The organism is Georgenia sp. TF02-10, from assembly GCF_022759505.1.
GTDB lineage: Bacteria > Actinomycetota > Actinomycetes > Actinomycetales > Actinomycetaceae > TF02-10.
The window spans coordinates 3,062,405-3,085,082 of record NZ_CP094289.1 but is presented as its reverse complement, the minus strand read 5'-3'; the positions used below and the strand labels follow the sequence as shown (position 1 = coordinate 3,085,082).

At 74.9% G+C, this 22,678-nt stretch carries 19 protein-coding genes and 1 tRNA gene; 11 read left to right on the top strand and 9 right to left on the bottom strand.

From position 1 onward, the window contains the following. Positions 1-3 precede the first annotated feature (3 nt). Both MF406_RS13880 and MF406_RS13875 read left to right on the top strand, forming a co-directional pair. Positions 4-1,263 (top strand): ABC transporter substrate-binding protein, encoded by a 1,260-nt coding sequence (locus tag MF406_RS13880; RefSeq protein WP_242894827.1) that lies wholly within the window; start codon positions 4-6, stop codon positions 1,261-1,263. A 301-nt stretch (positions 1,264-1,564) separates the two neighbouring features. Then, positions 1,565-2,554, top strand: coding sequence for a LacI family DNA-binding transcriptional regulator (locus MF406_RS13875; RefSeq protein ID WP_242894825.1), 990 nt, complete (start codon positions 1,565-1,567; stop codon positions 2,552-2,554). A gap of 106 nt (positions 2,555-2,660) precedes the next feature. On the opposite strand, the gene MF406_RS13870 is transcribed toward MF406_RS13875, so the two are convergent. Continuing rightward, positions 2,661-2,733, bottom strand: a tRNA-Arg gene (locus MF406_RS13870). Positions 2,734-2,953: 220 nt separating this feature from the next. Between MF406_RS13870 and MF406_RS13865 the strand changes: the two genes are divergently transcribed. The 5 genes from MF406_RS13865 (at position 2,954) to MF406_RS19140 (ending at position 9,843) form a co-directional block, all read left to right on the top strand. After that, positions 2,954-4,693, top strand: a complete 1,740-nt coding sequence (locus MF406_RS13865; RefSeq protein ID WP_242897934.1) for a hypothetical protein — start codon at positions 2,954-2,956, stop codon at positions 4,691-4,693. Then, the gene (locus tag MF406_RS18760) at positions 4,690-6,294 is read left to right on the top strand and encodes a GTPase (protein WP_256463897.1); all 1,605 of its coding nucleotides are present in this window, start codon (positions 4,690-4,692) and stop codon (positions 6,292-6,294) included. Before MF406_RS13865 ends, MF406_RS18760 begins: the two co-directional genes overlap by 4 nt. Positions 6,295-6,506: 212 nt before the next feature. Continuing rightward, the gene (locus MF406_RS13855; RefSeq protein WP_242894824.1) at positions 6,507-7,139 is read left to right on the top strand and encodes a single-stranded DNA-binding protein; all 633 of its coding nucleotides are present in this window, start codon (positions 6,507-6,509) and stop codon (positions 7,137-7,139) included. Between the two features lie 312 nt (positions 7,140-7,451). Beyond that, complete coding sequence (gene ettA, locus MF406_RS13850) at positions 7,452-9,134, top strand: energy-dependent translational throttle protein EttA (protein WP_242894822.1); 1,683 nt, start codon at positions 7,452-7,454, stop codon at positions 9,132-9,134. A 46-nt stretch (positions 9,135-9,180) separates the two neighbouring features. After that, positions 9,181-9,843: an acyl-CoA thioesterase gene (locus MF406_RS19140; RefSeq protein WP_371744504.1), complete on the top strand. Its 663-nt coding sequence runs from the start codon at positions 9,181-9,183 to the stop codon at positions 9,841-9,843. Positions 9,844-9,955: 112 nt separating this feature from the next. Here the strand turns inward: MF406_RS19140 and MF406_RS13840 are convergent, their stop codons facing one another. Genes MF406_RS13840 through ptsP form a run of 4 tightly spaced genes read right to left on the bottom strand, consistent with a single transcriptional unit; the run spans position 9,956 to position 14,167 of the window. Continuing rightward, positions 9,956-10,969 (bottom strand): DNA topoisomerase IB, encoded by a 1,014-nt coding sequence (locus MF406_RS13840; protein WP_242894821.1) that lies wholly within the window; start codon positions 10,967-10,969, stop codon positions 9,956-9,958. Positions 10,970-10,998: 29 nt separating this feature from the next. Continuing rightward, positions 10,999-11,988 carry an acyl-CoA thioesterase II gene (locus MF406_RS13835; protein WP_242897803.1) on the bottom strand — a complete coding sequence of 330 codons (990 nt, stop codon included), beginning with the start codon at positions 11,986-11,988 and terminating at the stop codon, positions 10,999-11,001. Between the two features lie 47 nt (positions 11,989-12,035). Further along, positions 12,036-12,407 (bottom strand): globin, encoded by a 372-nt coding sequence (locus tag MF406_RS13830; RefSeq protein ID WP_242897802.1) that lies wholly within the window; start codon positions 12,405-12,407, stop codon positions 12,036-12,038. Between the two features lie 53 nt (positions 12,408-12,460). After that, the gene (ptsP, locus tag MF406_RS13825) at positions 12,461-14,167 is read right to left on the bottom strand and encodes a phosphoenolpyruvate--protein phosphotransferase (RefSeq protein WP_242894819.1); all 1,707 of its coding nucleotides are present in this window, start codon (positions 14,165-14,167) and stop codon (positions 12,461-12,463) included. Positions 14,168-14,360: 193 nt separating this feature from the next. Between ptsP and MF406_RS13820 the strand changes: the two genes are divergently transcribed. The 3 genes from MF406_RS13820 (at position 14,361) to MF406_RS13810 (ending at position 17,810) form a co-directional block, all read left to right on the top strand. Further along, the gene (locus tag MF406_RS13820; protein WP_242894817.1) at positions 14,361-14,591 is read left to right on the top strand and encodes a glucose PTS transporter subunit EIIB; all 231 of its coding nucleotides are present in this window, start codon (positions 14,361-14,363) and stop codon (positions 14,589-14,591) included. A gap of 70 nt (positions 14,592-14,661) precedes the next feature. After that, positions 14,662-16,869: a 4-alpha-glucanotransferase gene (gene malQ / locus MF406_RS13815; RefSeq protein WP_242894815.1), complete on the top strand. Its 2,208-nt coding sequence runs from the start codon at positions 14,662-14,664 to the stop codon at positions 16,867-16,869. A gap of 335 nt (positions 16,870-17,204) precedes the next feature. After that, positions 17,205-17,810, top strand: a complete 606-nt coding sequence (locus MF406_RS13810; protein WP_242894813.1) for a GNAT family N-acetyltransferase — start codon at positions 17,205-17,207, stop codon at positions 17,808-17,810. Positions 17,811-17,863: 53 nt separating this feature from the next. Here MF406_RS13810 and MF406_RS13805 read toward each other — a convergent pair whose 3' ends face one another. Further along, the gene (locus MF406_RS13805) at positions 17,864-18,415 is read right to left on the bottom strand and encodes a hypothetical protein (RefSeq protein ID WP_242894811.1); all 552 of its coding nucleotides are present in this window, start codon (positions 18,413-18,415) and stop codon (positions 17,864-17,866) included. Positions 18,416-18,648: 233 nt separating this feature from the next. On the opposite strand from MF406_RS13805, the gene MF406_RS13800 reads away from it, so the two are divergent. Beyond that, a complete protein-coding gene (locus tag MF406_RS13800) occupies positions 18,649-18,819 on the top strand; it encodes a hypothetical protein (RefSeq protein WP_242894809.1) in 171 nt (56 codons plus the stop codon). A 415-nt stretch (positions 18,820-19,234) separates the two neighbouring features. Here the strand turns inward: MF406_RS13800 and hisN are convergent, their stop codons facing one another. The 3 genes from hisN to aroA form a co-directional block, all read right to left on the bottom strand. Then, the gene (gene hisN, locus MF406_RS13795) at positions 19,235-20,035 is read right to left on the bottom strand and encodes a histidinol-phosphatase (protein ID WP_242894807.1); all 801 of its coding nucleotides are present in this window, start codon (positions 20,033-20,035) and stop codon (positions 19,235-19,237) included. 29 nt (positions 20,036-20,064) lie between these two features. After that, positions 20,065-21,093: a ribosome small subunit-dependent GTPase A gene (rsgA, locus tag MF406_RS13790; RefSeq protein ID WP_242894805.1), complete on the bottom strand. Its 1,029-nt coding sequence runs from the start codon at positions 21,091-21,093 to the stop codon at positions 20,065-20,067. 163 nt (positions 21,094-21,256) lie between these two features. Further along, positions 21,257-22,657 carry a 3-phosphoshikimate 1-carboxyvinyltransferase gene (aroA, locus tag MF406_RS13785; protein ID WP_242894804.1) on the bottom strand — a complete coding sequence of 467 codons (1,401 nt, stop codon included), beginning with the start codon at positions 22,655-22,657 and terminating at the stop codon, positions 21,257-21,259. Positions 22,658-22,678: the final 21 nt, after the last annotated feature.

The following is a 22,678-nucleotide window of genomic DNA, read 5'->3' as shown; positions in this document are numbered from 1 at the left end:
TCGTTGCTGAAACCCGAGAGGACGTTCATGAAAAGGAACACCAAGGTCGCTGTCTCCGGTATCGCTGGCGTTGCGCTGCTCGCGTCGCTCGCCGCGTGTGGTTCTGCCGGTGGGCAGGAGGACGACACGATCGAGATCTGGTACCGGCCCGGGTCGCTCCCCAGCGCCGCCGTCGATGGCGTCGAGGCACAGTTCCCCGACGTCAAGATCAAGCTGGTCGAGACCCCGGATGTCGACACCAAGCTCACCTCCGCTCTTCGGTCTGGAAGCGGCGTGCCGGACGTCGCGGTGGCACTTCTGAGCCAGTACACGAACGTCACCGACAAGTTCGCGGACGTCAACGAGTACGGCTTCGAGGACGCGGCGGGCGACTACCTCGACTGGAAGCTGGAGATGGGCCAGGACGAGGACGGCCGGCAGATCGGGGTCCCGATCGACATCGGGCCGTTCGGGTTCTTCTACCGGGCCGACGTCTTCGAGCAGGCCGGCCTGCCAACGGACCCTGATGACGTCGGAGAGCTCGTCGCCGACTGGGACGGGTACCGGTCGGTCGCCGAGAAGGTCAAGGCCAGTACCGGAAGCTACCTGTGCGACGCCCCGAGTGCCGCCTACGTCGCCCAGCGCCTTCAGGCCGGCTACTACTACGCAACAGACGACGGTCAGTACGCTCCGGACGAGCAGATCAACCGCGACGCCTTCCTCAGCGCGTTCGGGCTCGGCGAGGCCGGGCTGTGTCTCAACGTGGAGCTGTGGACCCCGGAGTGGAGCGCCGGCATCGCGCAGAACCAGCTCACCGGGTGGGTCGGCCCGTCGTACGTGGCGGCCTCGATGACTTCCGCCGGTGGCGATGGTGCCGGACAGTGGCGGGTGACGACGCCGCCCGGGGGCCCGGCCTCGCAGTTCGGTTCCTTCCTGTCAGTCTTCGAGTCCTCGAACGACCCGCAGACCGCGGTCGACATCGCGCGGTGGCTCACCAACGCCGAGAACCAGGCAGCCGGGTATGCCGACGACTCGCTCTTCCCGTCGACGCCTGCCTCCTACGACATGCCGGAGATGACCGAGCCGGATGAGTTCTACGGCGGCCAGGTGCCCGCGGAGGTCCTCGGCCAGGTTGCTGAGGCATCGCCCCGCCTGGTGATCATCCCTCAGTCGGACAAGGCGGCTGCCGCTTTCGGGTCTGTCCTGGACCAGACCGTGGCGTCGGGCGGGGACGCGGAGGAGGCGTACTCCTCGGGGTTGGAGCAGGCCGAGGCTCTCGGCTGAGCGCTGAGCTGAGCTGCTCGCTTCCGTCCGAAGTGGTCGGAGTGGTGCCACCAGTCGTGCCGGACCCGCGGCACGATGTTGGGCACGCGTCGGCACCGCGATGACGAACGGTCCTGGTTGTTACCCTGACCACTACGGATGCTGAAGTGGCGGTCACCGCGAGCGGGTCCGCACTCGTCGGCGGCGGCCGGTGCAGCGGACGGTGGCCTGCCGGCAGGCGGCGTGGAGGCCCTCTGTGAGTGGCAAGACGTCATCCGGCGCAGTGACATCGGTCAGGCTCCGGGGAACTTCGGAGGGTTTGATGAGTGGCCGGGTCACGATCAAGGACGTCGCTGCGCAAGCAGGTGTCTCGAGGCAGACGGTCACCCGAGCCTTGAACGGCATGGACGAGATCAGTGAGACCACTCGCGCCAAGGTGCTCGAAGCAAGCGAGCGCCTCGGCTACCGCGCCAGCCGATTTGCCTCGAACCTGGCCCGTTCGGACAAGAGCCGGGCGATCGGGTTCGTCGTCGCGACCTTCCGCAATCCCTTCTACACGGAGCTGACGGCTGACCTCCTCGGAGCGGCGAGCACCCGTGGCTGGCAGGTGACGGTCGTGTCGCACGAGCAGGCATCCGAGGCAGAGACGCTCGCTAACGTAGCTCGCGAGGTTGACGCGATCGTCGGGTACTTCAGCCTGCCCGACGACGAGATTCTCCAGGCTGCCAGGGGCGTGCCGGTCGTCCTCCTCGCCCGCACGCCGACAGTGCCAAACCTCTGGTCGGTCGACATCGACTTCTCCGCAGGAATCGCCGACCTCGTCGGACAGCTGCGCCAGCGCGGAAGCAAGCGCTTCGGCATGCTCGAGAGCCAGCTCCGCGGTGGGCCCTACGTCAAGAGCGGCCGAAGGGCGGCCTACGAAACGCACGTCGATGATCGTTCTCGTGAAGCGGTCGTGATCTGTGAGGCCGAATACCAGTCGGTCGACGCCGGATCAGCAGGCTTCCGGCGGCTCATGGCGGAGCACCCAGAGACGGACACCGTGCTCGCCTTCAGCGACCTCATGGCGATGGGTGCCCTCGCCGCGGCGCACGAGGAGGGGATGCAGGTACCCGGTCAGGTCCGGATCGTAGGCATCGACGGTCTATCCCTGGGTGCGGTCACGTACCCGGCGCTATCCACCCTCGCCATCCCCGGCGACGAGATAGCAAGCAACGTAGCCGACATCATCGAGGCTGTGCTCACGGGTTCGGCGCCCAACCCGCCGCACCGGTTGGTGACCCCACGACCGCTCTGGCGCGGAACCGGCTGAGAGGTGGGACAGCCCAGCGCAGGTCGAACGAGGGTCCCGGGAGAACCGGCGAGTGTCCGAAGCCCGGCCGGTGATCCGTCCGGCCAAGATCCGAGCCTCCGACCGGTGCCCCCAGCAGGACTCGAACCTGCAACCTACGGATTAGAAGGCCGTTGCTCTATCCATTGAGCTATGGGGGCCATCGACCCTGGTGGCCGGCTACCAGGGTAGCCGGATCGGCGTCGCTGACCGTGTCGGGGTGCGCCGTCGGCCACGGCCGGTGGCGGCTGCCGCTCTCCCGGCTCCTCGGCCCATCCCGGCTCCCTGACCCAGGTTCAGCATCTCTGCCCTAACCGCGCCGCGTCGCCGTCGCCCGCCCGGCGCGCTTGGCCCGCTGCGGCACCGGGCGAGAATGGGACCGTGAGTGCCCAGTCCAGCAGCGCCGCGCCGGCCGCCGCGCCGGCCGAGGTGCCCCCGCCCCGCCTGGAGATCCTGACCGACCTGCGGGCCGACGTCGCGCGCGTCACCTTCCCCCTCGACCTGCCCGGCGCCGCCGGGCTGCGCGACCTGCGCGCGCGGATCCTGCACCAGCTCGACGCCCGGCTGGTGCCCCGCCTGCGCGGCTCCGCGGTGCCCACCGTCGTCGTCCTCGGCGGTTCCTCCGGGGCCGGGAAGTCCAGCCTGCTCAACGCGGTCGTGGGCGCGGCGGTCAGCGCCGCGGGCGTGCTGCGGCCGACCACCCGCACCGCCGTCGTTGCCGTCCACCCCGACGACGCCGCCGCGTTCGCCACCCACCCGCTGGCCGTGCTCACCGACGTCCGGCCGGACCCCGGGGTGCCGGCCGGCCTCGCCCTCGTCGACGCCCCGGACCTGGACTCGGTGCACGCCGACAACCGGTCGCTGGCCCGACTGCTGCTGGAGGTGGCGGACCTGTGGGTGTTCACGACGACGGCCGCCCGGTACGGCGACGCGGTGCCCTGGCGGCAGCTCACCGCCGCCCACGCGCGCGGGCTGACCACCGCCGTCGTCCTCAACCGGGTGCCGGCCCGTGCCCTGCGGCCGGTGCGCGCGGACCTCCTGCGCCGGATGGACGCCCTCGGCTTCGGCGGGGCTCCGCTGTTCGTGGTGCCCGACGTCGGCCCGCTCGACGGGCCGCTCCCGCCCGGCACGGCCGGCGAGCTCGGCGACTGGCTGCGGCTCGTGGCCGCCCGGCGGCAGGGCGAAGCCCTCGCCGCCCGCACCACCCGCGGGGTGTGGCCGGCCCTGCGCGAGCAGCTGCTCGCCCTCGCCGACGGCGCCGACGCCCAGGTCCGGGCCCGGGACGAGGTGCGCGCGGTGACCGTGGCGGCGGCCGAGGCGCCGGCGACCAAGGTGGCCGCGGAGATCAGGGACGGCCGCGCGGGCGCCGGGGCACCGACCACGCTCTGGCTCGCCCTGGCCTCCACCGGCGGGCCGCTGGCGCCGCTGGTCGGGGGCCGGGCGGGCAGGGTCGGCGGGGCCGGCCGGCGCCGGCGGGCCGTGGCCGCCCGGTCCTCGGCCGCGGCGACGCTGGGCGCGGAGGCGGCCGCGGCCCTGACCCTCCTGGTCGCCGACGCGCTGCGCGACGCGACGACGGCGATCACCCGCAGCTGGGCCGAGCCCGCGTGGGGGCTGCCCGCCGGTCTGGCGCCGGCGGCGCCGGTGGTGGGGGAGCCGGAGCCAGCGGCAGTGCCCAGGACGGAGGCCGGGGCGACGCCCCGGGCGGACGCCGAGGCGACGCCGTCGGCGGGCGGCGGATCCGGGCAGCCGCCGTCCGAACCAGGCGCCACCGGCGGCGCGGCTCCCGGCGATCCCGCCGCCCGGGTGGCCGGCGACGTCGTGGCCGCCTGGCGGGCCGACGTCGAGCGGGTCGTGGACCCGGGGGCCGACGGGCCGCTGGACGGCGCCGGGCTGGCCGGGCTCGTCCAGGCCGGTGCCGCCGGCGTGACCGGGGCCGCGAGCGCCGTCGCCGACCTGGCCGGTCCGGAGGCGGTCACCCGCGCCCGCACCGACCTCGCCGCCCGCGCCGCGGCGGCCGTCCGTGATGCCGCCCGGCCCTACCTCACCGCGCTGGACCACCTCGAGATCGAGCCCGGGACCGCGCTGCGGCTGCGGGCGACCGAGCTGAAGGAGCACCGATGACGGCCAGCGGGCCGACCACCCAGCGGAGCAGCGAGCCGACGACGCAGGCGGCCAGCGAGCCGACGGCGCAGGCGACCACCCAGGAGGCGGCCCGGCCGGCAGCCGGGCCCAGGACCGAGCCGAGCACTGAGCCGATCACCGAGCCGGCGGCCGCCGCCGGGCAGATGCCCACGGCCGCCGAGCCCGCGCCCGCCGAGCTCACCGCCCGGGCGGACGCCGTCGCCGTCGCCCTGGACGCCGCCAGGGACGAGATCGGCCCCGACCTCGCCGCCCGGGCACGGGCCGACCTCGACCGGGTCCGCCACCGCCTGGAGCTCGGCGCCGACCGCACCGTCGTGGCGCTCGTCGGCGGCACCGGCTCGGGCAAGTCGTCCCTGTTCAACGCCATCTCCGGCCTGGAGTTCGCCGACGTCGGCGAGCTACGGCCGACCACCGAGGTGGCGGCGGCGTGCGTGTGGGGCGGCCCGGCGGACCCGCTGCTGGACTTCCTCCAGGTCAGCCGGGAGCGCCGGATCGGCCGGGAGTCGGTGCTCGACGGCGAGCACGAGCGGGCCCTGCACGGCATGGTCCTGCTCGACCTGCCCGACCACGACTCGGTCGCCACCGAGCACGCCGACCAGGTGGACCGCCTGGTGCCGCTGGTGGACCTGCTGGTGTGGGTCGTGGACCCGCAGAAGTACGCCGACAACCTCCTGCACTCCCGCTACCTCACCGCCCTGGCCGGGCGGCAGGGCAGCATGCTCGTCCTGGTCAACCAGGCCGACACCCTCCCGCCCGCGGCGGTGGACCGGGTCCGCGCCGATGTCGCCGCGCTGCTCGCGGCCGAGGGCCTCCCGAGCGTCCCGGTGCTGGCCACCTCCGCCGTGGACCACACCGGCATCGCCGAGGTCCGGGCCCGGCTCGCCGCGGCCGTCGCCCGGCCATCCGCCGCCGCCCGGACCGCCGCCGCGGAGCTGGCCGCCGTGGCCGCGCGCCTCGAGCCCGCCCTGGGCCGGGTCGACCCGGCCGCCCTCGACGACGACGCCCGGGACCGGGCGAGCGCGGACCTCGCCCGGGCGGCTGGCGCCGATGCGGTCGCCGCGGCCGTCGCGGCCGGCACCCGCACCCTTGCCCGGCCGCAGGCACCCGCCGCCGCCAGCGTGGCCGCCGTGCGGGACGCCTGGGTCGCCGGCGTCGTGGCGCACCTGCCCGACCGGTGGGCGGACGCCGTCGACCGGGCCGTGGCGCCGACGACGGCGCTCGTCCCGGCCACCGCCGCCGCCGTCGCCGACGTCCCGCTGCCGGCCCGGCCCAGCCGCCCCCGCCGGCTCGCCCTGGCTGCGGCGGGCCTGGCGCTGGTGGCGGTCGTCGCTGTGGTGGTCGCCGTCGTCGCCGACGTGGGCTGGCCGCTGCTCGTCCCCGCCGTCCTCGCCGTGGCCGGCGCGGGCGCCCTCCTGGCGCTCGCCCGCACCGCCCGCCGCAGCGCGGCGACGGCGGCCGCCGCGGGGTACCGGGCGGCGGTGGCCGACCGGGTGCGCGGCGTCGTCGAGGAGCACCTGGTCGCCCCGACCCAGGACGTGCTCGCCCGGCACGACCGGCTGCGGCGCACCCTGGACGGCTGACGACGGCGCCGGCCCCGGTCCTCCGGGTCCGCGGCCACCCGCACGGTCTCGCCACCCGAGCGGTCTCCTCGTCCTCAGGCCGCCCGGCGCACAGGGCGGGCCTCCTGCCGCTATCTCCACAGGAGCGGCCACCGCCGGCCGCGCCCGTCCGCCGCGCGCGCGAGCGTAGGGCAGCGGCCGGCGACGGGCCCGGCCCGGGCGGAGGAGCCAGCATGAGCAGCGACAAGGTGGAGATCATCGTCCACGGCAACGTCGGGGGCAGCCCAACGTTCTACACCGCCAAGGACGGCGGGAAGGAGTGGTGCCACTTCCGTGTGGGCGCCACGCCGCGGTACCTGAACCGCGCGACGGGGGAGTGGCAGAACGGGGACACCCAGTGGTTCACGGTCAAGGCCTGGGGCGAGCTGGCCATCAGTGCCAAGTGCCTGGCCAAGGGGATGCCCGTCGTCGTCCGGGGCCGGGTCCGGGTCGAGACCTGGACGGGGGAGTCGGGCGAGCGGTGGGACCACGTGGTGCACGCGAGCTCGCTGGCGGTGGAGCTGAGCCCGCGGGGGGAGGTGAACTGGGTCCGGCTGGTGCGCGAGAGCGCCGACGGCGCGCGGGCCGCGGCGGGCGCGGGGCGCGGCGGCGGGACCGGTACCGACCGCGGGCCGGGCGGCGGGGACGGTGCCGGGCCGGCCGCGGTCGTGCTCGGGCCGGACGGCTCCCGGTGGGAGGGCACCGAGCTGCCCGACGTGCCGACCGCCGAGGAGGACTACCCGGAGGACGTCGACGGGGAGGACACGGCCTACGTCCTGGAGCAGCCGGACGGCGCACCGCGGGAGGCGGCGCCGGTCGGGGGCTGACGGCCGACGGCGACCGGCCGGGACGGTCCGGCCGGTCCGGCCTGGTTCCGCGCAGGTGGGCTGACCATCCACCCCGGCGCCGTGTGGACCGCTGACCAGGCGCCGACCCCCGGCCGGGCTGGGCGACCCGTGCGCCGGGGCGCCCAGCCCCGGCCGGTGCGCCTGGTCCCGCCCCGGCCCTGGTCCCGCCCCGACCGGGGCGGTGACCGGCCGCACCCGACCCCGCCCACCGGCGGGGGGAGCGGTGGCCTACCCTGGAGGCCGACGCGGGCCCGCACCGGGCCCTCCCCCCATCCGGAGTGCGAAAGAGCTGTGGCTGAGTACATCTACACGATGGTCCGGGCGCGCAAGGCCCACGGCGACAAGGTCATCCTCGACGACGTCACCATGTCCTTCCTGCCCGGCGCCAAGATCGGCATGCTGGGCCCCAACGGGGCGGGGAAGTCCACGATCCTGAAGATCATGGCCGGGCTGGACACCCCGTCCAACGGCGAGGCACGGCTGAGCCCGGGCTACAGCGTCGGGATCCTCCAGCAGGAGCCCCCGCTGAACGAGGAGAAGACGGTGCTCGGCAACGTCCAGGAGGGCGTCGCCGAGATCCTCGGCAAGGTCGAGCGGTTCAACGAGATCGGCAATCTGATGGCCGAGCCGGACGCCGACTTCGACGCCCTGATGGCCGAGATGGGCACCCTCCAGACCGAGATCGACGCCGCCAACGCCTGGGACATCGACGCCCAGCTGGCCCAGGCGATGGACGCCCTGCGCTGCCCCCCGCCGGACGCCGACGTCACCGTCCTGTCCGGCGGCGAGCGGCGCCGGGTGGCGCTGTGCAAGCTCCTGCTCGAGCAGCCCGACCTGCTCCTGCTCGACGAGCCCACCAACCACCTGGACGCCGAGTCCGTCCTCTGGCTCGAGCAGCACCTGGCCAAGTACCCCGGGGCCGTCATCGCCGTCACCCACGACCGGTACTTCCTCGACCACGTCGCCGAGTGGATCGCCGAGGTCGACCGCGGGCGCCTGTACCCCTACCAGGGCAACTACTCCACCTACCTGGAGAAGAAGCAGGAGCGGCTGCAGATCCAGGGCAAGAAGGACGCCAAGCTCGCCAAGCGCCTCAAGGACGAGCTGGCCTGGGTCCGGTCCAACGCCAAGGGCCGCCAGGCCAAGTCCCGGGCGCGGCTGGCCCGCTACGAGGAGATGGCGGCCGAGGCCGAGCGCACCCGCAAGCTCGACTTCGAGGAGATCCAGATCCCGCCGGGTCCGCGCCTGGGCTCGGTGGTGATCGAGGCCAGCGACCTGCGCAAGGGCTTCGAGGACCGCCTGCTCATCGACGACCTCTCCTTCTCCCTGCCGCCGAACGGGATCGTCGGGGTCATCGGGCCCAACGGCGTCGGCAAGACCACGCTGTTCAAGACCATCGTCGGGCTGGAGCCGCTCGACGGCGGCGACCTGCGTGTCGGGGACACGGTCAAGCTCTCCTACGTCGACCAGTCCCGGGCCGGGATCGACCCCACCAAGACGCTGTGGGAGGTGGTCTCGGGCGGTCTGGACTTCATCCAGGTCGGCAACGTGGAGATGCCCTCGCGGGCCTACGTCTCGGCGTTCGGGTTCAAGGGCCCGGACCAGCAGAAGCCGGCCGGCGTGCTCTCCGGCGGGGAGCGCAACCGGCTGAACCTGGCGCTGACGCTGAAGGAGGGCGGCAACGTCCTGCTCCTGGACGAGCCCACCAACGACCTCGACGTGGAGACCCTCGGCTCGCTGGAGAACGCCCTGCTGGACTTCCCCGGCTGCGCCGTCGTGGTCAGCCACGACCGGTGGTTCCTGGACCGCGTCGCCACGCACATCCTGGCCTGGGAGGGCGACGACGAGAACCCGGCCCGGTGGTACTGGTTCGAGGGCAACTTCGAGGCCTACGAGGCCAACAAGGTCGCGCGGCTGGGCGCGGACGCCGCCCGGCCGCACGCGGTGACCTACCGCAAGCTCACCCGGGACTGACGGCCCGGACGGGCGGGCCGGCCGGGGGCCGGCGGGAAGGACACGCATGACACGGCTGACGATCCCGGTGCGCCTGCGCTGGAGTGACGTCGACGGCTACCAGCACGTGAACAACGCCAAGATGTTCACCATCCTGGAGGAGACCCGCATCGCCGCCTTCTGGGCGTCGGTGCCGGGGGACGGTGCGGGCGGGGCGGCAGGGGGCGGGCCCGACGGCGCCGCGGCGGACGGCGCACCGGGCGCGGTGGCGACGGGCTCGGGGGACGGCGGACCGGACGCTGCGGCGGACGGAGACGGCGACGGGCTGGGTGCCGCGACGGGCAGTGCACCCGAGGGCGCGCCGGGCGCCGCGCCGGCCGCCGTCGGGAGCGACCCGGTGCCGGGCACCAAGGTCTTGGCCACTGGCCCGGGCTCGGGCACGAACACCTACATCGCCCGCCAGGAGATCGAGTACCTCGCCCCGCTGCCCTACACCCTGCGCCCGGTGCCGGTGCAGCTGTGGATCTCCCACCTCGGCGGGGCCAGCCTCGACGTCTGCTACGAGGTGCCCGGCCCGGACAGGGTCGCCGCCCGGGCGATGACCACCCTGGTGCTCATCGACGAGGACAGCGGCCGGCCGCGCCGGATGACGGCCGAGGAGCGGGCCACCTGGGAGCCGTACCTGGAGGATCCGGTGCGCTTCCGCCGCCGCCCCGGGACGGACGTCTGAGCCTCGGAGGCGCGGCCGCCTGAGGCCGTCGTCGGGCGCCTGCCGCCTGACGCCTCGGTGCGGGGCGGTCCGAGCCCGGACGCGAGCTCGGGCCAGGAGGCTGCGGCATGGTTCAGTCGAGCAGACCGAGCAGCTCGGTCTCCACGGCGCCCCGGGTGTCCGGCGGCATGGCATCGTCGGCGCCGGCCCGGGCCGCCACCCGCCGGGCGACCTCCGGACTGATCGTCCGGCCCCGCTCGAAGAGCTCGATGACCCGGGAGTCGATGTAGGAGGCGCGGGACACCGCCGGGGTGTTGCCGAGGTAGTGCGCGACGGCGGCGACCGACTCCCGCACCGCCCGCGCCCGGGCCCGGCCGCTGCCCGCCGCCGCGTCCGCCCGCAGGGCCAGCTCGACGGCGGCCAGGGCCGTGCCGTGCCAGGTGCGGAAGTCCTTGGCCGAGGCCTGCTCCCCGAGCAGGTCCTTGACGTAGGTGTTGATCTCCGCGCCCGTCACGTCGTGCCAGGAGCGGCCGTCGCGGTACGCCAGCAGCTCGGCGCTGCCGTCGCGGCGGCGGCGCAGCGTTGACAGCGGCGCGATCAGGGCCTCCTCGCGCAGCACCAGGTGGCGCTGCTGGCCGGACTTGGCCCGGTAGTCGAAGGTGAGCGTGCCGTCCCGCCCGATGCGCACGTGCTCCTTGCGCAGGGTCGCCAGGCCGTAGGAGCCGTGGTGCGCCGCGTACCCCTCCCCGCCGATCCGGAAGTACCCCAGGTCCAGCAGCCGGAAGGCGGTGGCCAGGGCCCGTTCCCTCGGCATGCCGGGACGGGAGAGGTCCATGGTGACCCGGCGGCGGGCGGACGGCAGCCGGCGCGCCAGCTCCAGCACCCGGTCGTGCTTGGCCGCGTCCCGGCTCTCCCGCCAGGCCGGGTGGTAGAGGTACTGGCGCCGGCCGGCCGCGTCGGTGCCGACCGCCTGGATGTGTCCGTTGGCGACCGGCGCGATCCACACGTCCTGCCAGGCAGGCGGGATGACCAGGTCGCGGCAGCGCTGGAGCACCTCCGGGTCGGTCACCCGCTCGCCGTGAGAGTCGAGGTAGACCCAGCCGCTGCCGGCGCGGCGGCGGGTCAGCCCGGGCGTGCCGGGTCTCATCCGGCGCAGTCTCATCCGGGCCCTCCAGGTCAGCGCCGCGCGGAGCGCTGCGACGGCGCGGCCGGCGCCGCAGGGGTGGTGGCGCCGGTGGGCTCCGCGGGCTCGGCGCCGCGGGTCCGTCCCGCCCGCTTGCCGTCGGCGGCGCGGTCCGCGGGCACCCGGACCATGCCCTCCTGGGCGATGGTCGCCACGTGCCGGCCGGCCCGGTCGAACACCCGGGCCGTGCCCAGGCCCCGGCCGCCCTGGGCGGAGGGGGAGTCCTGGACGAAGAGCAGCCAGTCGTCCACCCGCAGGTCCCGGTGCCACCACATGGAGTGGTCGAGCGAGGCGACGCTGAGGCCGGGCAGCCGCCAGTAGAGCCCGTGCCGGCGCAGCACCGGCTCCAGCACCACCTGGTCGCAGGCGAACGCGAGCAGGGCCCGGTGGTGGAGCTGGCTCAGGTCGGGCGGCAGGGGGTTGCGGGCCCGCATCCAGAGCATCTGGCGGGCGTCCCGGTCGGCGGCCGGGGCGAGGTAGACGGGGTCGGTGGTGTGCCGGATGTCGAAGGCCGCGGTGGAGGACATGAACCGGGCGGCCGGGTGGTCGATGGCGTCGAACAGGTCCAGCGCGCTGCGCAGGCCCTCCGGGTCCGGGGCCGGCGGGGCCCCCTCGGCGTGCTCGCGCCCGGTCTGGCGCTCCTGGAAGGAGGTGATGAGGGAGAGGATCGGGGTGCCGTCCTGGAGGGCATGGGTGCGGCGGGTGCTGAAGGAGCGGCCGTCGTGCAGCCGCTCGACGGCGAAGGTGATCGGCCGGTCGAGCTTGCCCGGGCGCAGGAAGTACCCGTGCACCGAGTGCATCTCGCGCGGCCCGCCGGCGTCATCCTCCGGCAGCGTGACGCCGGCCGCGACCACCGACTGGGCCAGCACCTGCCCGCCGTAGACCCGCCCGTTGATCTGCGGCAGCGACCGGCCCTGGAACTCGTCCGGGCCCAGCCGGCGCAGGTCCAGCGCGGCCAGGGCGGCGGCCAGCGGCGGGGCCATCGCCGGCTCGGCAGCGTCCTCGTCCACCCGGTCTCCCTCCCTGCCGCTCACAGCAGCGGCCGGCGGTCCGGCCCCGGCGTGTTGACCATGGCGTGCGCGGCCCGCACGAGATAGTCCCACAGCTGCTGCTCGACGTCGGCCGGGAGGTCGAGCTCGTCCACCGCCACCCGCATGTGGCCGAGCCACCGGTCCCGGGCGTCCGGGGTGACGGCGAAGGGCAGGTGCCGCCGCCGCAGCATCGGGTGGCCGCGGGTGTCCGAGTACGTGGTGGGGCCGCCCCAGTACTGCTCGAGGAAGAGCCGGAGGCGTTCCTCCGCGCCCGCGAAGTCGTCCTTGTACATCGGGGCGAGCACCTCGTCGGTGCGCACCCCCTGGTAGAACCGGTGCACCAGGGCGGCGAAGGTGGCGTGCCCGCCCATCCGCTCGAACAGGCCGGCGAGCTCGGGTTCGGTGCTCACCGCCCCATGATGACTCACAGGCCGAGGTCGGCGAGCACCGGCAGCTCGGCCCGGACCCGGGCGCGGGCCTCCGCGGCGGACTCCGCGTCCACCGCCAGCTGGGCGAGCCGGCGGCAGGTGGCCAGGTCCGTCGCGGCCAGCACGGCGGCGACGTCGGCCAGCGCCCGCGGGGTCATCGACAGGCTGGACACGCCCAGCCCGACGAGCACCGTGGCCAGCGCCGGGTCCGCCGCCGCCTCCCCGCAGACCCCGACCGGGCGGGACTGCTGGGCGCCGCCGGCGCAGGTGGCCGAGATCAGGCGCAGCACCGCCGGCTGCCAGGAGTCGGTGAGCTCGGCGAGGGAGCCGAGCATGCGGTCCGCGGCCATCGTGTACTGGGTGAGGTCGTTGGTGCCGATGGAGGCGAAGTGGGCCCGGGCCAGGACCGGCCCGGACAGCAGCGCCGCGGCCGGCGTCTCGACCATCACCCCGGCGGTGGGCAGCCCGTGCCGGGCGCAGGCGGCCACGAAGTCCTCGGTCTCCTGGGCGGTGGCCACCATCGGGGCCATCACCCACACCTCCGCCTGCTCGGCGCCGGCCGCCTCGGCGATCGCCTGGAGCTGGTGGTCGAGCACCTCCGGCGCCCGCCGGGCGGTGCGCAGGCCCCGCACGCCCAGGGCCGGGTTCGGCTCGTCGTCGGCGGTGACGAAGGGCAGCGGCTTGTCCGCGCCGGCGTCGAGGGTGCGGACGACGACCTTCTTGCCCGGGAAGTGCGTCAGCACCGCCCGGTAGGCCGCCACCTGCTCGGCCACACCGGGCTCCTGCGCCCGGTCCAGGAAGCAGAACTCGGTGCGGAACAGGCCCACGCCCTCGGCACCGGCGGCCGCGGCCCCGGCGGCGGCCGCCGGGTCCCCGACGTTCGCGAGCAGCTGGACCGGGTGGCCGTCGGCGGTGCGGCCGGGCGGGGTGAAGGTGCGCTCGAGGGTGGCGCGGCGCTCGGCCGCGGCCAGCTCCTCGGGGCCGGGGTCGGTCCGCACGGTGCCGGCGCTGCCGTCCACCAGCACGACGGCGCCGGCCGGCAGCGCCGTCGGGGCGCCAGTGACGCCGACGACGGCGGGGATGCCCAGCGCCCGGGCCAGGATCGCGGTGTGCGAGGTGGGGCCGCCCTCGGCGGTGACGATGGCGCGGACCTGGGCCGGGTCGAGCAGGGCGGTGTCGGCCGGGGCCAGGTCGGTGGCGACGAGGACGAACGGGTCGACGCCGCGCGGCACGCCCGGGACCGGCGCGCCGGTGAGCTCGGCGATGAGGCGGTCCCGCACGTCGGCGACGTCGCGGGCCCGCTCGGCCATGTACCCGCCGAGGGCCCGCAGCTGCTCGGCGACCGTGGCGGCCGCCTCCCAGACGGCGCGGGGGGCGGTGAGCCGGTCGGTGCGGACCCGCTTCGCGGCGGTCTTGACCAGGCTCGGGTCCTGCGCCATCTGGGCGGTGGTCTCGAGCAGGTCCCGCCGCTCGCCGGTGACCGACGCGGCCGCGGCGGTGAGGGCAGCCGCCACCTGCTCCGCGGCCGGGCGGATGCGCGCCGCCTCGGCCTCGACGTCGGCGCCTTCGGCCAGCGGCTCGGCGGCGGGCTCGCCCGGCGGCGGCGCGAGCAGCACCACCGGGCCGGCGGCCAGCCCGGGACTGACGCCGACGCCCTGCAGGGTGCGGGGGTCGGCTGTGGTGGGCTGGTCGTCGATGCGCATGTTCCTCCTCGTCGGACGGCTACAGGACATCATGCCGCGCGGGCGGCGGGTCGGCCCGGGACCGAGGGGGCGGCCGGCCGTGCCGGCCGACGCCGGGCCGTCCACCACGTGCCCGCCGCCCCCGCGCCGGTAGGCTCGGCGGCAGAGGGCCGGGCCTCGCGAGGCCGGGCGACCACCCAGACGAAGGAGTGTCATGAGCAAGCCGGAGGCGATCCTGAACGCGCTGGGCGGCGCCGGGAACATCGTCGAGGTCGAGCCGTGCATCACCCGGCTCCGGGTGGAGGTGCGCGACCCCGCCGCCGTCGGCGAGCGCGACCTCAAGACCGCCGGTGCCTTCGGCGTCGTCCGCGCCGGCCGGGTCGTCCAGGTCGTCGTCGGCCCGGAGGCCGACGACCTGGCCGACCAGATCTCCCGCCTGCTCTGACCAACCCGCCCCCGGCCCCCTGGCCGCCCGCCGAGACGGGCCGCGCCCGCGCCTGCCAGCAAGGAGCACGATGACCACCACCGCGGCGCCGGCCGAGGCCCCCACCGACTCCCTCCGCCGGCTCGCCCGCTCGCTCGGGGTGGCCACCGAGTTCACCGACTACACCGGCCGGCACCGGCAGGTCGGCGCCGGCACCATCCGCGCGGTGCTCGCCGCCCTCGGCGTGCCGGCACGGACCGAGGACGAGGTCGCCGCCGCCCTGGCCGACGTCGACCTGGACCCCTGGCGGGCGACCCTGCCGCCGTCCGTCGTGGTGCGCCAGGGCCGCGAGCACGACCTGCCGGTCCACGTGCCCGACGGCGCTGCCGTGTCCGTCCGGGTCCACCTGGAGGACGGCGGCACCCGGGAGCTGGTGCAGCGCGACGCCTGGGTGCCGCCGCGGGACGTCGACGGGGTGCTGACCGGCCGGGCGACCTTCGTGCTGCCCGCCGACCTGCCGCTGGGCTGGCACGAGGTCCGGGCCGTCGTCGGCGGCGGTGCCGCGGGTGCGGACGACGGCGGCGCCCCGGCCGGCCCCGACGGCGGCGTCTCGGCCGTCGCGACCACGGCCCTCGCCGTCACGCCGGACCGGCTGCCCCGTCCGGCCCTGGCCACCGGCCGGGGCTGGGGGGTGATGGCCCAGCTGTACTCGGTCCGGTCCCGCCGGTCCTGGGGGATCGGCGACCTCGCCGACCTGGCCGAGCTGACCAGCTTCTTCGGCGAGGTCGGCGCCGACTTCCTGCTCATCAACCCCCTGCACGCCGCCGAGCCGGTCGGGCCGATGACGCCCTCGCCCTACCTGCCGGTGAGCCGGCGGTTCGTCAACCCGCTCTACGTCCGACCCGAGGACATCCGCGAGACCGCCTACCTCAGCGGCCCCGAGCGGGCCCTGGTGGAGTGGGCGGCGCAGGAGGTCCGGCCGGCCAACACCACCAACGCCCCGCTGGACCGGGACGCGGCCTGGGCGGCGAAGCGGCAGGCGCTGGAGGTCATCCACGCCGCGCCGCGGAGCCGGTCCCGGCAGCGCTCGCTCGACGCCTTCCACACCGAGGAGGGGCAGGGCCTGGCGGACTTCGCGCTGTGGTGCGCGCTGCAGGAGCGCTACGCCGGCCAGCCCTGGCCGGCCGAGCTCCGCGACGTCCGTTCCCCGTTCGTGGCCCGGCAGCGCCGCGAGCTCGCCGACCGGGTCGACTTCTACGTGTGGCTGCAGTGGGTGGCGGACGAGCAGCTCGCCCGCGCCCAGCGCGCCGCCCGGGACGCCGGCATGGGTCTGGGGGTGATGCACGACCTGGCCGTCGGGGTCCACCCGGACAGCGCCGACGCCTGGGCCGACCGGGACGCGTTCGCCCGGGGCATCGGGGTGGGCGCGCCGCCGGACATGTACAACCAGCAGGGCCAGAACTGGCACCAGCCGCCGTGGCGGCCGGACGTCCTGGCCCGGTCCGCCTACGCGCCGCTGCGGCAGATGGCCCGCACGGTGCTGCGGCACGCCGGGGCGCTCCGGGTGGACCACATCATGGGCCTGTTCCGGCTGTGGTGGATCCCGGACGGGATGGGCGCCGAGGACGGGACCTACGTGCGCTACGACCACGAGGCGATGGTCGGGGTGCTGGCGCTCGAGGCCGCCCGGGCCGGCGCCGTCGTCATCGGCGAGGACCTGGGCACCGTGGAGCCGTGGGTGCGCGGCTACCTCGCCGAGCGGGGGGTGCTGGGCACCTCGGTGCTGTGGTTCGAGAAGGACGAGGCCGGCTGGCCGCTGCAGCCGCAGGACTACCGCGAGCTCGTCCTGGCCACCGTCGACACCCACGACCTCCCGCCGGTGGCGGGGTACCTGGCCGAGGAGCACGTGGACCTGCGGGAGCGGCTCGGGCTGCTCACCGCGCCGGTGGCGCAGGTGCGGGCGGAGGCCCGCACCGAGCGCGAGCGGATGACCGAGCGGCTGCGCGAGCACGGCCTGGTGGGGGCGGACCCGACCGAGCGGGAGCTGGTCGAGGCCCTGCACGCCTACGTCGTGGCCACCCCGGCGGTGCTGGTCGGGGTCTCCCTCACGGACGCCGTCGGGGAGCGGCGCGCGCAGAACCAGCCCGGCACCGACACCGAGTACCCCAACTGGCGGCTGCCGCTGGCCGACGGCGCCGAGCAGGTCGTGCTGGTGGAGGACCTGCCCGGCTCGGCCCGCCTGCTCTCGCTCGTCGCGGCGGTGCGCGCGGCGCTGGGGCCGGGCGATCGCCTCGCCTGAGCACTGAGAGGTCCGAGCTCCGCAGACCTTGGGCCTAGCGGGGGCTCCGGCATCACGCCCACTCACGACCGAACGATGAAGGAGGTCGTCGCGCTGCGGAAGGTCATCGTGAACAACGTCGTCTCTCTCGGCGGCTCCTGCGCAGACGCATCGGGCGACCCGCTCGCTCTCGACGTGGACGTCCCGTTCGACCGCGCCGACCGGGAGAGCATCGAGGCCATCGAGACGTGGTGCTTCGACGGTTCCCATGTGCGGGTCCGCTCCGGGACGCACCGTGGGCACCGGCGGTCTGCTGGACCCGGCCGCGGACCGTCCGTAACCAGTCCTGTCCGGTCATGAGCAGCCAGGCGCACGCCGTGGACGGCTACCGGATCGAACCGCTGAGCCCACGCACGTGGGAGGCGTTTGCGGGTCTGGTGGAGCGGCACAACGGGATCTTCGGCGGGTGCTGGTGCTCCTACTTCCACCCCGATCGTGCCGACCGGGAGCCGGGGTATGAGGGCAACCGCATGATGAAGAAGCGGCTGGTCGAGGCCGGGCAGGCTCATGCGGCGCTGGTGATGGACGGCGAGCAGGCGATCGCGTGGGCGGAGTACGGCCCGCCGACCGAGCTGCCGAACATTCACCATCGCAAGCAGTACGACGCCGAGAAGGACGGCGACCCGGACTACCGGATCACGTGCGTCTTCGTGGACAAGAGGTACCGCCGCCGGGGCATCACCGAGCTCGCGATCCGGGGCGCCCTCGACCTCATCGCGCGGGCCGGTGGCGGTGCGGTGGAGGCCTATCCGCACGACCTGACAGACCAGACCAAGAAGATGTCCTCGTCATTCCTCTACAACGGCACCCGCCGGCTCTACGAACGACTCGGCTTCACCTACGTCCGGCCCAAAGGGTTGAAGAACTGCGTGATGTCGATCGAGGTTCCTGCGCAACCGTGACGTTCTGGCACGGGACGAGAAAGGCCCATCAATGGACCCTCACTGCATCCCTCCTACTGTGATTCTCCGGCGAGTTCGTGCACGATGAGCACGATCTGAGTCGAGGCAGGGGCTGTGACGTGGATGGCCGTGATGCCTGGATCACGGATGAGCCCATCGGGCGGTTCGATGGTCGGCACGGAGAGAGTCCCGCACGCCTGTCCGCGGATGCCGATCAGCTCGGTGGAAGACGTCTCGAATTTGACGTCGATTGTGTCAAAATCGCTCGAAGAGTTGTCAGAGCGACAGACGACGGTAGCTCGGTAGTTGACGATCTCGGTCCCGACGGGTGGCAGATCGAACGTCTGCGATCCTGAAAATTCCTCGGCGATCAGGCGTCGGCTGAGGTGCGTGTCCCCCGGGGCTTCGCGATCACGCTCTTCGAGGAACTCGGCGATCAGATCCGGGTCGAAACTGAGGTAGGTCTCGGTCTCCGGATCGGTGGATGACGCTGGGGACGCTGGAGTCTCGGCGGCGGAGGGTGTCGCGGATGCTTCCGGGGGAGTCTCGGACCCGGAGCATCCCACAACGCCAGCCATCAGCAGTCCGATGGCAAGCACTGACACGGCCTTCGTCCGTCGTCTCATAGTTCCGATGTTCTTCTAGTTCCGATGTTCTTCGCCCAAGTTCGTATCAGCTTTCCGTTGGCGTGCGACGCTACCAGGACCCGTGGTGTCCTGCAAGGGCTCGACGTGCCTCATCTAGTTTGAGCGCGTGGGCGGGGTTGGTGCCTCAGATTCTTTGAGCGCGATGCTTGCCTGATGTGGAAGGCAAGACATCGATGGCCGCGAGGCTTCGTGTGACGAACAAGCTCCGTACCGCGTACCGGGGAGCGAGCAAGGCTGAGAAAGCGGAGATCCTCGACGAGGTGATCTGGGTGACGGGGATGGGCCGGTCGACGACTCGTCGGATGCTGACCGGTCCGCCCTTGCCGGACCCCGCCGAGCAAGTCACCGTGGGTCAAGTGTGATCCCCTTACTCGGTAGGTGCGCACCGGTTCCCGATGACCCCGCGACCGGTCAGCTCGCCGCGTATCCGCGGGGTGCTGCGTTCGTACCACCCTCGCCCGCGGGCACGAAGGAGGTGACGCCGTCGAAGACTGCCCGGCTGGTGACGGTGGGACCAGCGCGCCGCCAAGTAGTTGCGGGTCAGCGAGTCGGGCGAAACACTCAGGATCCGACACGGCCTGCTCGCCCCGGGCGGTCGCGTCCCGGAAGAACCGGGCGACCGCGACACGGACGCGTTGTTCCCGGCTGCGTGCCGGCGTGTCCAAGGCTCGCTGCGCGCGGGGAGACGGGCTGGCCGGGTGCTCGCAGGCACGTGGGCTCTGGGCATAGCTGGCGACAGGTGCGGGCCTGACCGCAGCTGACGCCGACGCCGGGCGGTCAGTCGACCTCGCCGGTCAGCTGGCGCAGCACCGCCTCGTGCAGCACCCCGTTGCTGGCGACGGCGCTGCCGCTCCACGGGCCGTCCGCGCCGTCCAGACCGGTGAACCGGCCGCCCGCCTCGGTCACGACCGGGACGAGGGCCGCCATGTCGTAGAGCTGGAGGTCCGGCTCGCAGGCGACGTCGACGGCGCCCTCGGCCACGAGCATGTAGGACCAGAAGTCCCCGTAGGCCCGGGTGCGCCACACCTGCTGGGCCAGGCCGAGGAAGGCGCGCAGGCTGCCCCGCTCGGCCCAGCCGTCCAGGCTGGAGTAGCTCAGCGAGGCGTCGGCCAGGTCGGCCACCGCCGAGACGTGCAGCTGGCGCGCCGCGGAGAGGGACCGGCCGGTCCAGGCGCCGGCGCCCTTCGCGGCCCACCACCGCCGGTTCAGGGCGGGGGCGGAGACGACGCCGAGCACCGCCTCCCCGTCCTCCACCAGGCCGATGAGCGTGGCCCACACCGGCACGCCGCGGACGAAGTTCTTGGTCCCGTCGATGGGGTCGAGAACCCACTGGCGCGAGGAGTGGCCGGTGCTGCCGAACTCCTCCCCGACGATCGCGTCCCGCTGCCGGGTCCGGCCCAGCTGGCCGCGGATGATCTCCTCCGCGGAGCGGTCCGCGTCGGTGACCGGCGTCAGGTCCGGCTTCGTCTCCACCCGCAGGTCCTGGGCGCCGAAGCGGGCCATCGTCTGGCCGTCGACCTGGTCGGCGATGACGTGCGCGAGGCGCAGGTCGTCGGTGTAGCGGCTCGCACGGGTCATGCCCGGCACCGTATCGCCCCGGCCCGCGGTCAGGCGTCGGTCCCGGTCCGCGCCGCCAGCAGCCGGCGGAAGGACTCCAGGCGGGCGGTGCCGGCCGGCCCGGCGCGGCCGTCGGCCACCCACTCGTCCAGCGCGCAGTCCGGGGCGTCGGCGGCGTGGGTGCACCCGCGCGGGCAGTCCGCCGCGACGGCGGCCAAGTCCGGGAAGGCGCGCAGCAGGCTGTCGGCGTCGACGTGGCTGAGCCCGAACGAGCGCACGCCCGGGGTGTCGATGACCCACCCGCCGTCGGGCAGCGCGAGGGCGACCGCGGAGGAGGAGGTGTGCCGGCCGCGGCCGGTGACCACGTTGACGTCCCCGGTGGCCCGGCCGGCCGCCGGCACCAGCGCGTTGACCAGCGTGGACTTCCCGACCCCGGAGTGGCCGATGAGCACCGAGGTGCGCCCGGCCAGCCGCTCCCGCACGGCGTCCAGCCCGCGGACCTGCCCGTCCGCCAGCGCGGTGGTCAGCGCGGGCACGTGCAGCGGGGCGTACCGGGCCAGGAACGGGGCCGGGTCGGCGAGGTCGGCCTTGGTCAGGCACAGCACCGGCTCCATGCCGGCGTCGTAGGCGGCGACCAGGCACCGGTCCACCATCCGCGGCCGCGGCTCCGGGTCGGCCAGCGCGGTGACGATGAGGAGCTGGTCGGCGTTGGCCACGATGACCCGCTCGACGGCGGCCTCGTCGTCCTCGGCGGACCGGCGCAGCACCGAGGTGCGCTCGGCGACCCGGACGATCCGGGCCAGGGTGCCCGGCCGGCCGCTGACGTCGCCCACCACGCCGACGCGGTCCCCGACGACGACGGCGCCGCGCGCGCCCCGGCCGAGCTCGCGGGCCTTCATGCCCACCACCAGGGTGCCGTCGTCGGTCAGGAGCTGGTAGCGGCCGCGGTCCACGGCCAGGACCATGGCGCCGACGGCGTCGGCGTGCGCCGGCCGGTTCTTGGTCCGGGGCCGGGTGCCGCGCGGGTTGGCCCGCACCCGCACCCGGTCGTCGTCGGTGCCGGTGTCCCGGGGCGTCACCGCGCCGCCGCCCCGCCCGGTGCTCGGCGCACGTCCGGCGCCCGGCCCACGTCCGGTGGCCAGACCACGCCCGGCACCCGGACCAGGCCCGGCACCCGCCTGATGTCCGAGGCCCGGTCCACGCCCGGTGCTCGCACGACGCCCGGCACCGCCGCCTCGCCCGTCAGGCCCGGGCCCCGGCCGGCGACCGGTCCGGGCCGGCGCTGAGCATGGCCCGCCACATGCCGGGGAAGTCCGGCAGGGTCTTCGCCGTCGTCGCCACGTCCACCACGCTGACCCCCGGCACCCGCAGGCCGACGATGGCGCCGAAGGTGGCCATCCGGTGGTCGTGGTAGCTCTCCACGACGGCGCCGTGCAGCGGCGCCGGGTCGATCTCTAGGCCGTCGGCGGTCTCCCGGGCCTGGCCGCCGAGCCGGTTGATCTCGGCGACGAGGGCGGCGAGCCGGTCGGTCTCGTGGCCGCGGAGGTGGCCCACGCCGTGCAGCCGGGACGGGCTGGTGGCCAGGGCGGCCAGTGCGGCGACGGTGGGGGTGAGCTCGCCGATGTCGTGCAGGTCGGCGTCCAGGCCGCGGATCTGCCCGTCGGCCGGACCGGTCACCGCGAGGGTGCCGGCCTCCCGGACGACGGTGGCGCCCATCTGCGCCAGGAGGTCGGGGAGGGCGTCGCCGGCCTGGGTGGTCTGCGCGGGCCAGCGGGGCACCCGCACGGTGCCGCCGGCGGCGAGGGCGGCGGCCAGGAACGGGCCGGCGTTGGACAGGTCCGGCTCGACGACCACCCGGCCGCCGGCCACCGGGCCGGGGGAGACCTGCCAGCGGGTGGGGGCGAGCTCGCTGCCCGGCCCGACGACGGCGCCGTCGGCGGTTAGCTCGGTCACCGTCACGCCCCGCTCGCGCAGGACGGCGACGGTCATGGCGATGTGCGGCAGGGAGGGCAGGGTTGGGCCGGTGTGGCGCACGTCCACCCCGTCGGCGAAGGCGGGGGCGGCCAGCAGCAGCGCGGAGACGAACTGGCTGGAGGCGGAGGCGTCGACGTCGACGCTGCCGCCGGTCAGCCCGCCGGTGCCGTGCACGGTGAGCGGCAGCACCGCCCGGCCGGCGCCGTCGGTGGTCGCGTCGATGTCGGCGCCGAGGTCGCGCAGGGCCCGGACCACCGGGTCCATCGGGCGCTCGCGGGCGCGGGGGTCGCCGTCCAGGTGCACGTCGCCGTCGGCGAGCGCCGCGAGCGCGGGCACGAACCGCATGACGGTCCCGGCGAGCCCGCAGTCGACCCGGGCCGGCCCGCGCAGCGGGCCGGGGGTGACCCGCAGGACCTCGGCGTCGGGGTCCGCGGCGTCGCCACCTGGGTCCGTGGCGGCGCCGGTCCCGGTGCTCACCTTCGCGCCCAGGGCCCGCAGCGCCGCGACCATGAGCTCGGTGTCCCGGGAGAGCAGCGGCCGGACGAGCTCGGTGGGCCCCTCGGCCAGGGCCGCCAGCACGAGGTAGCGGTTGGTCAGCGACTTCGAGCCGGGGACCGTGACGGTCGCGTCCAGCGGTCCCGGGGCGAGCGGGGCGGGCCAGGGCGTCATGGCAGCGAGGGTAGTGCCCGG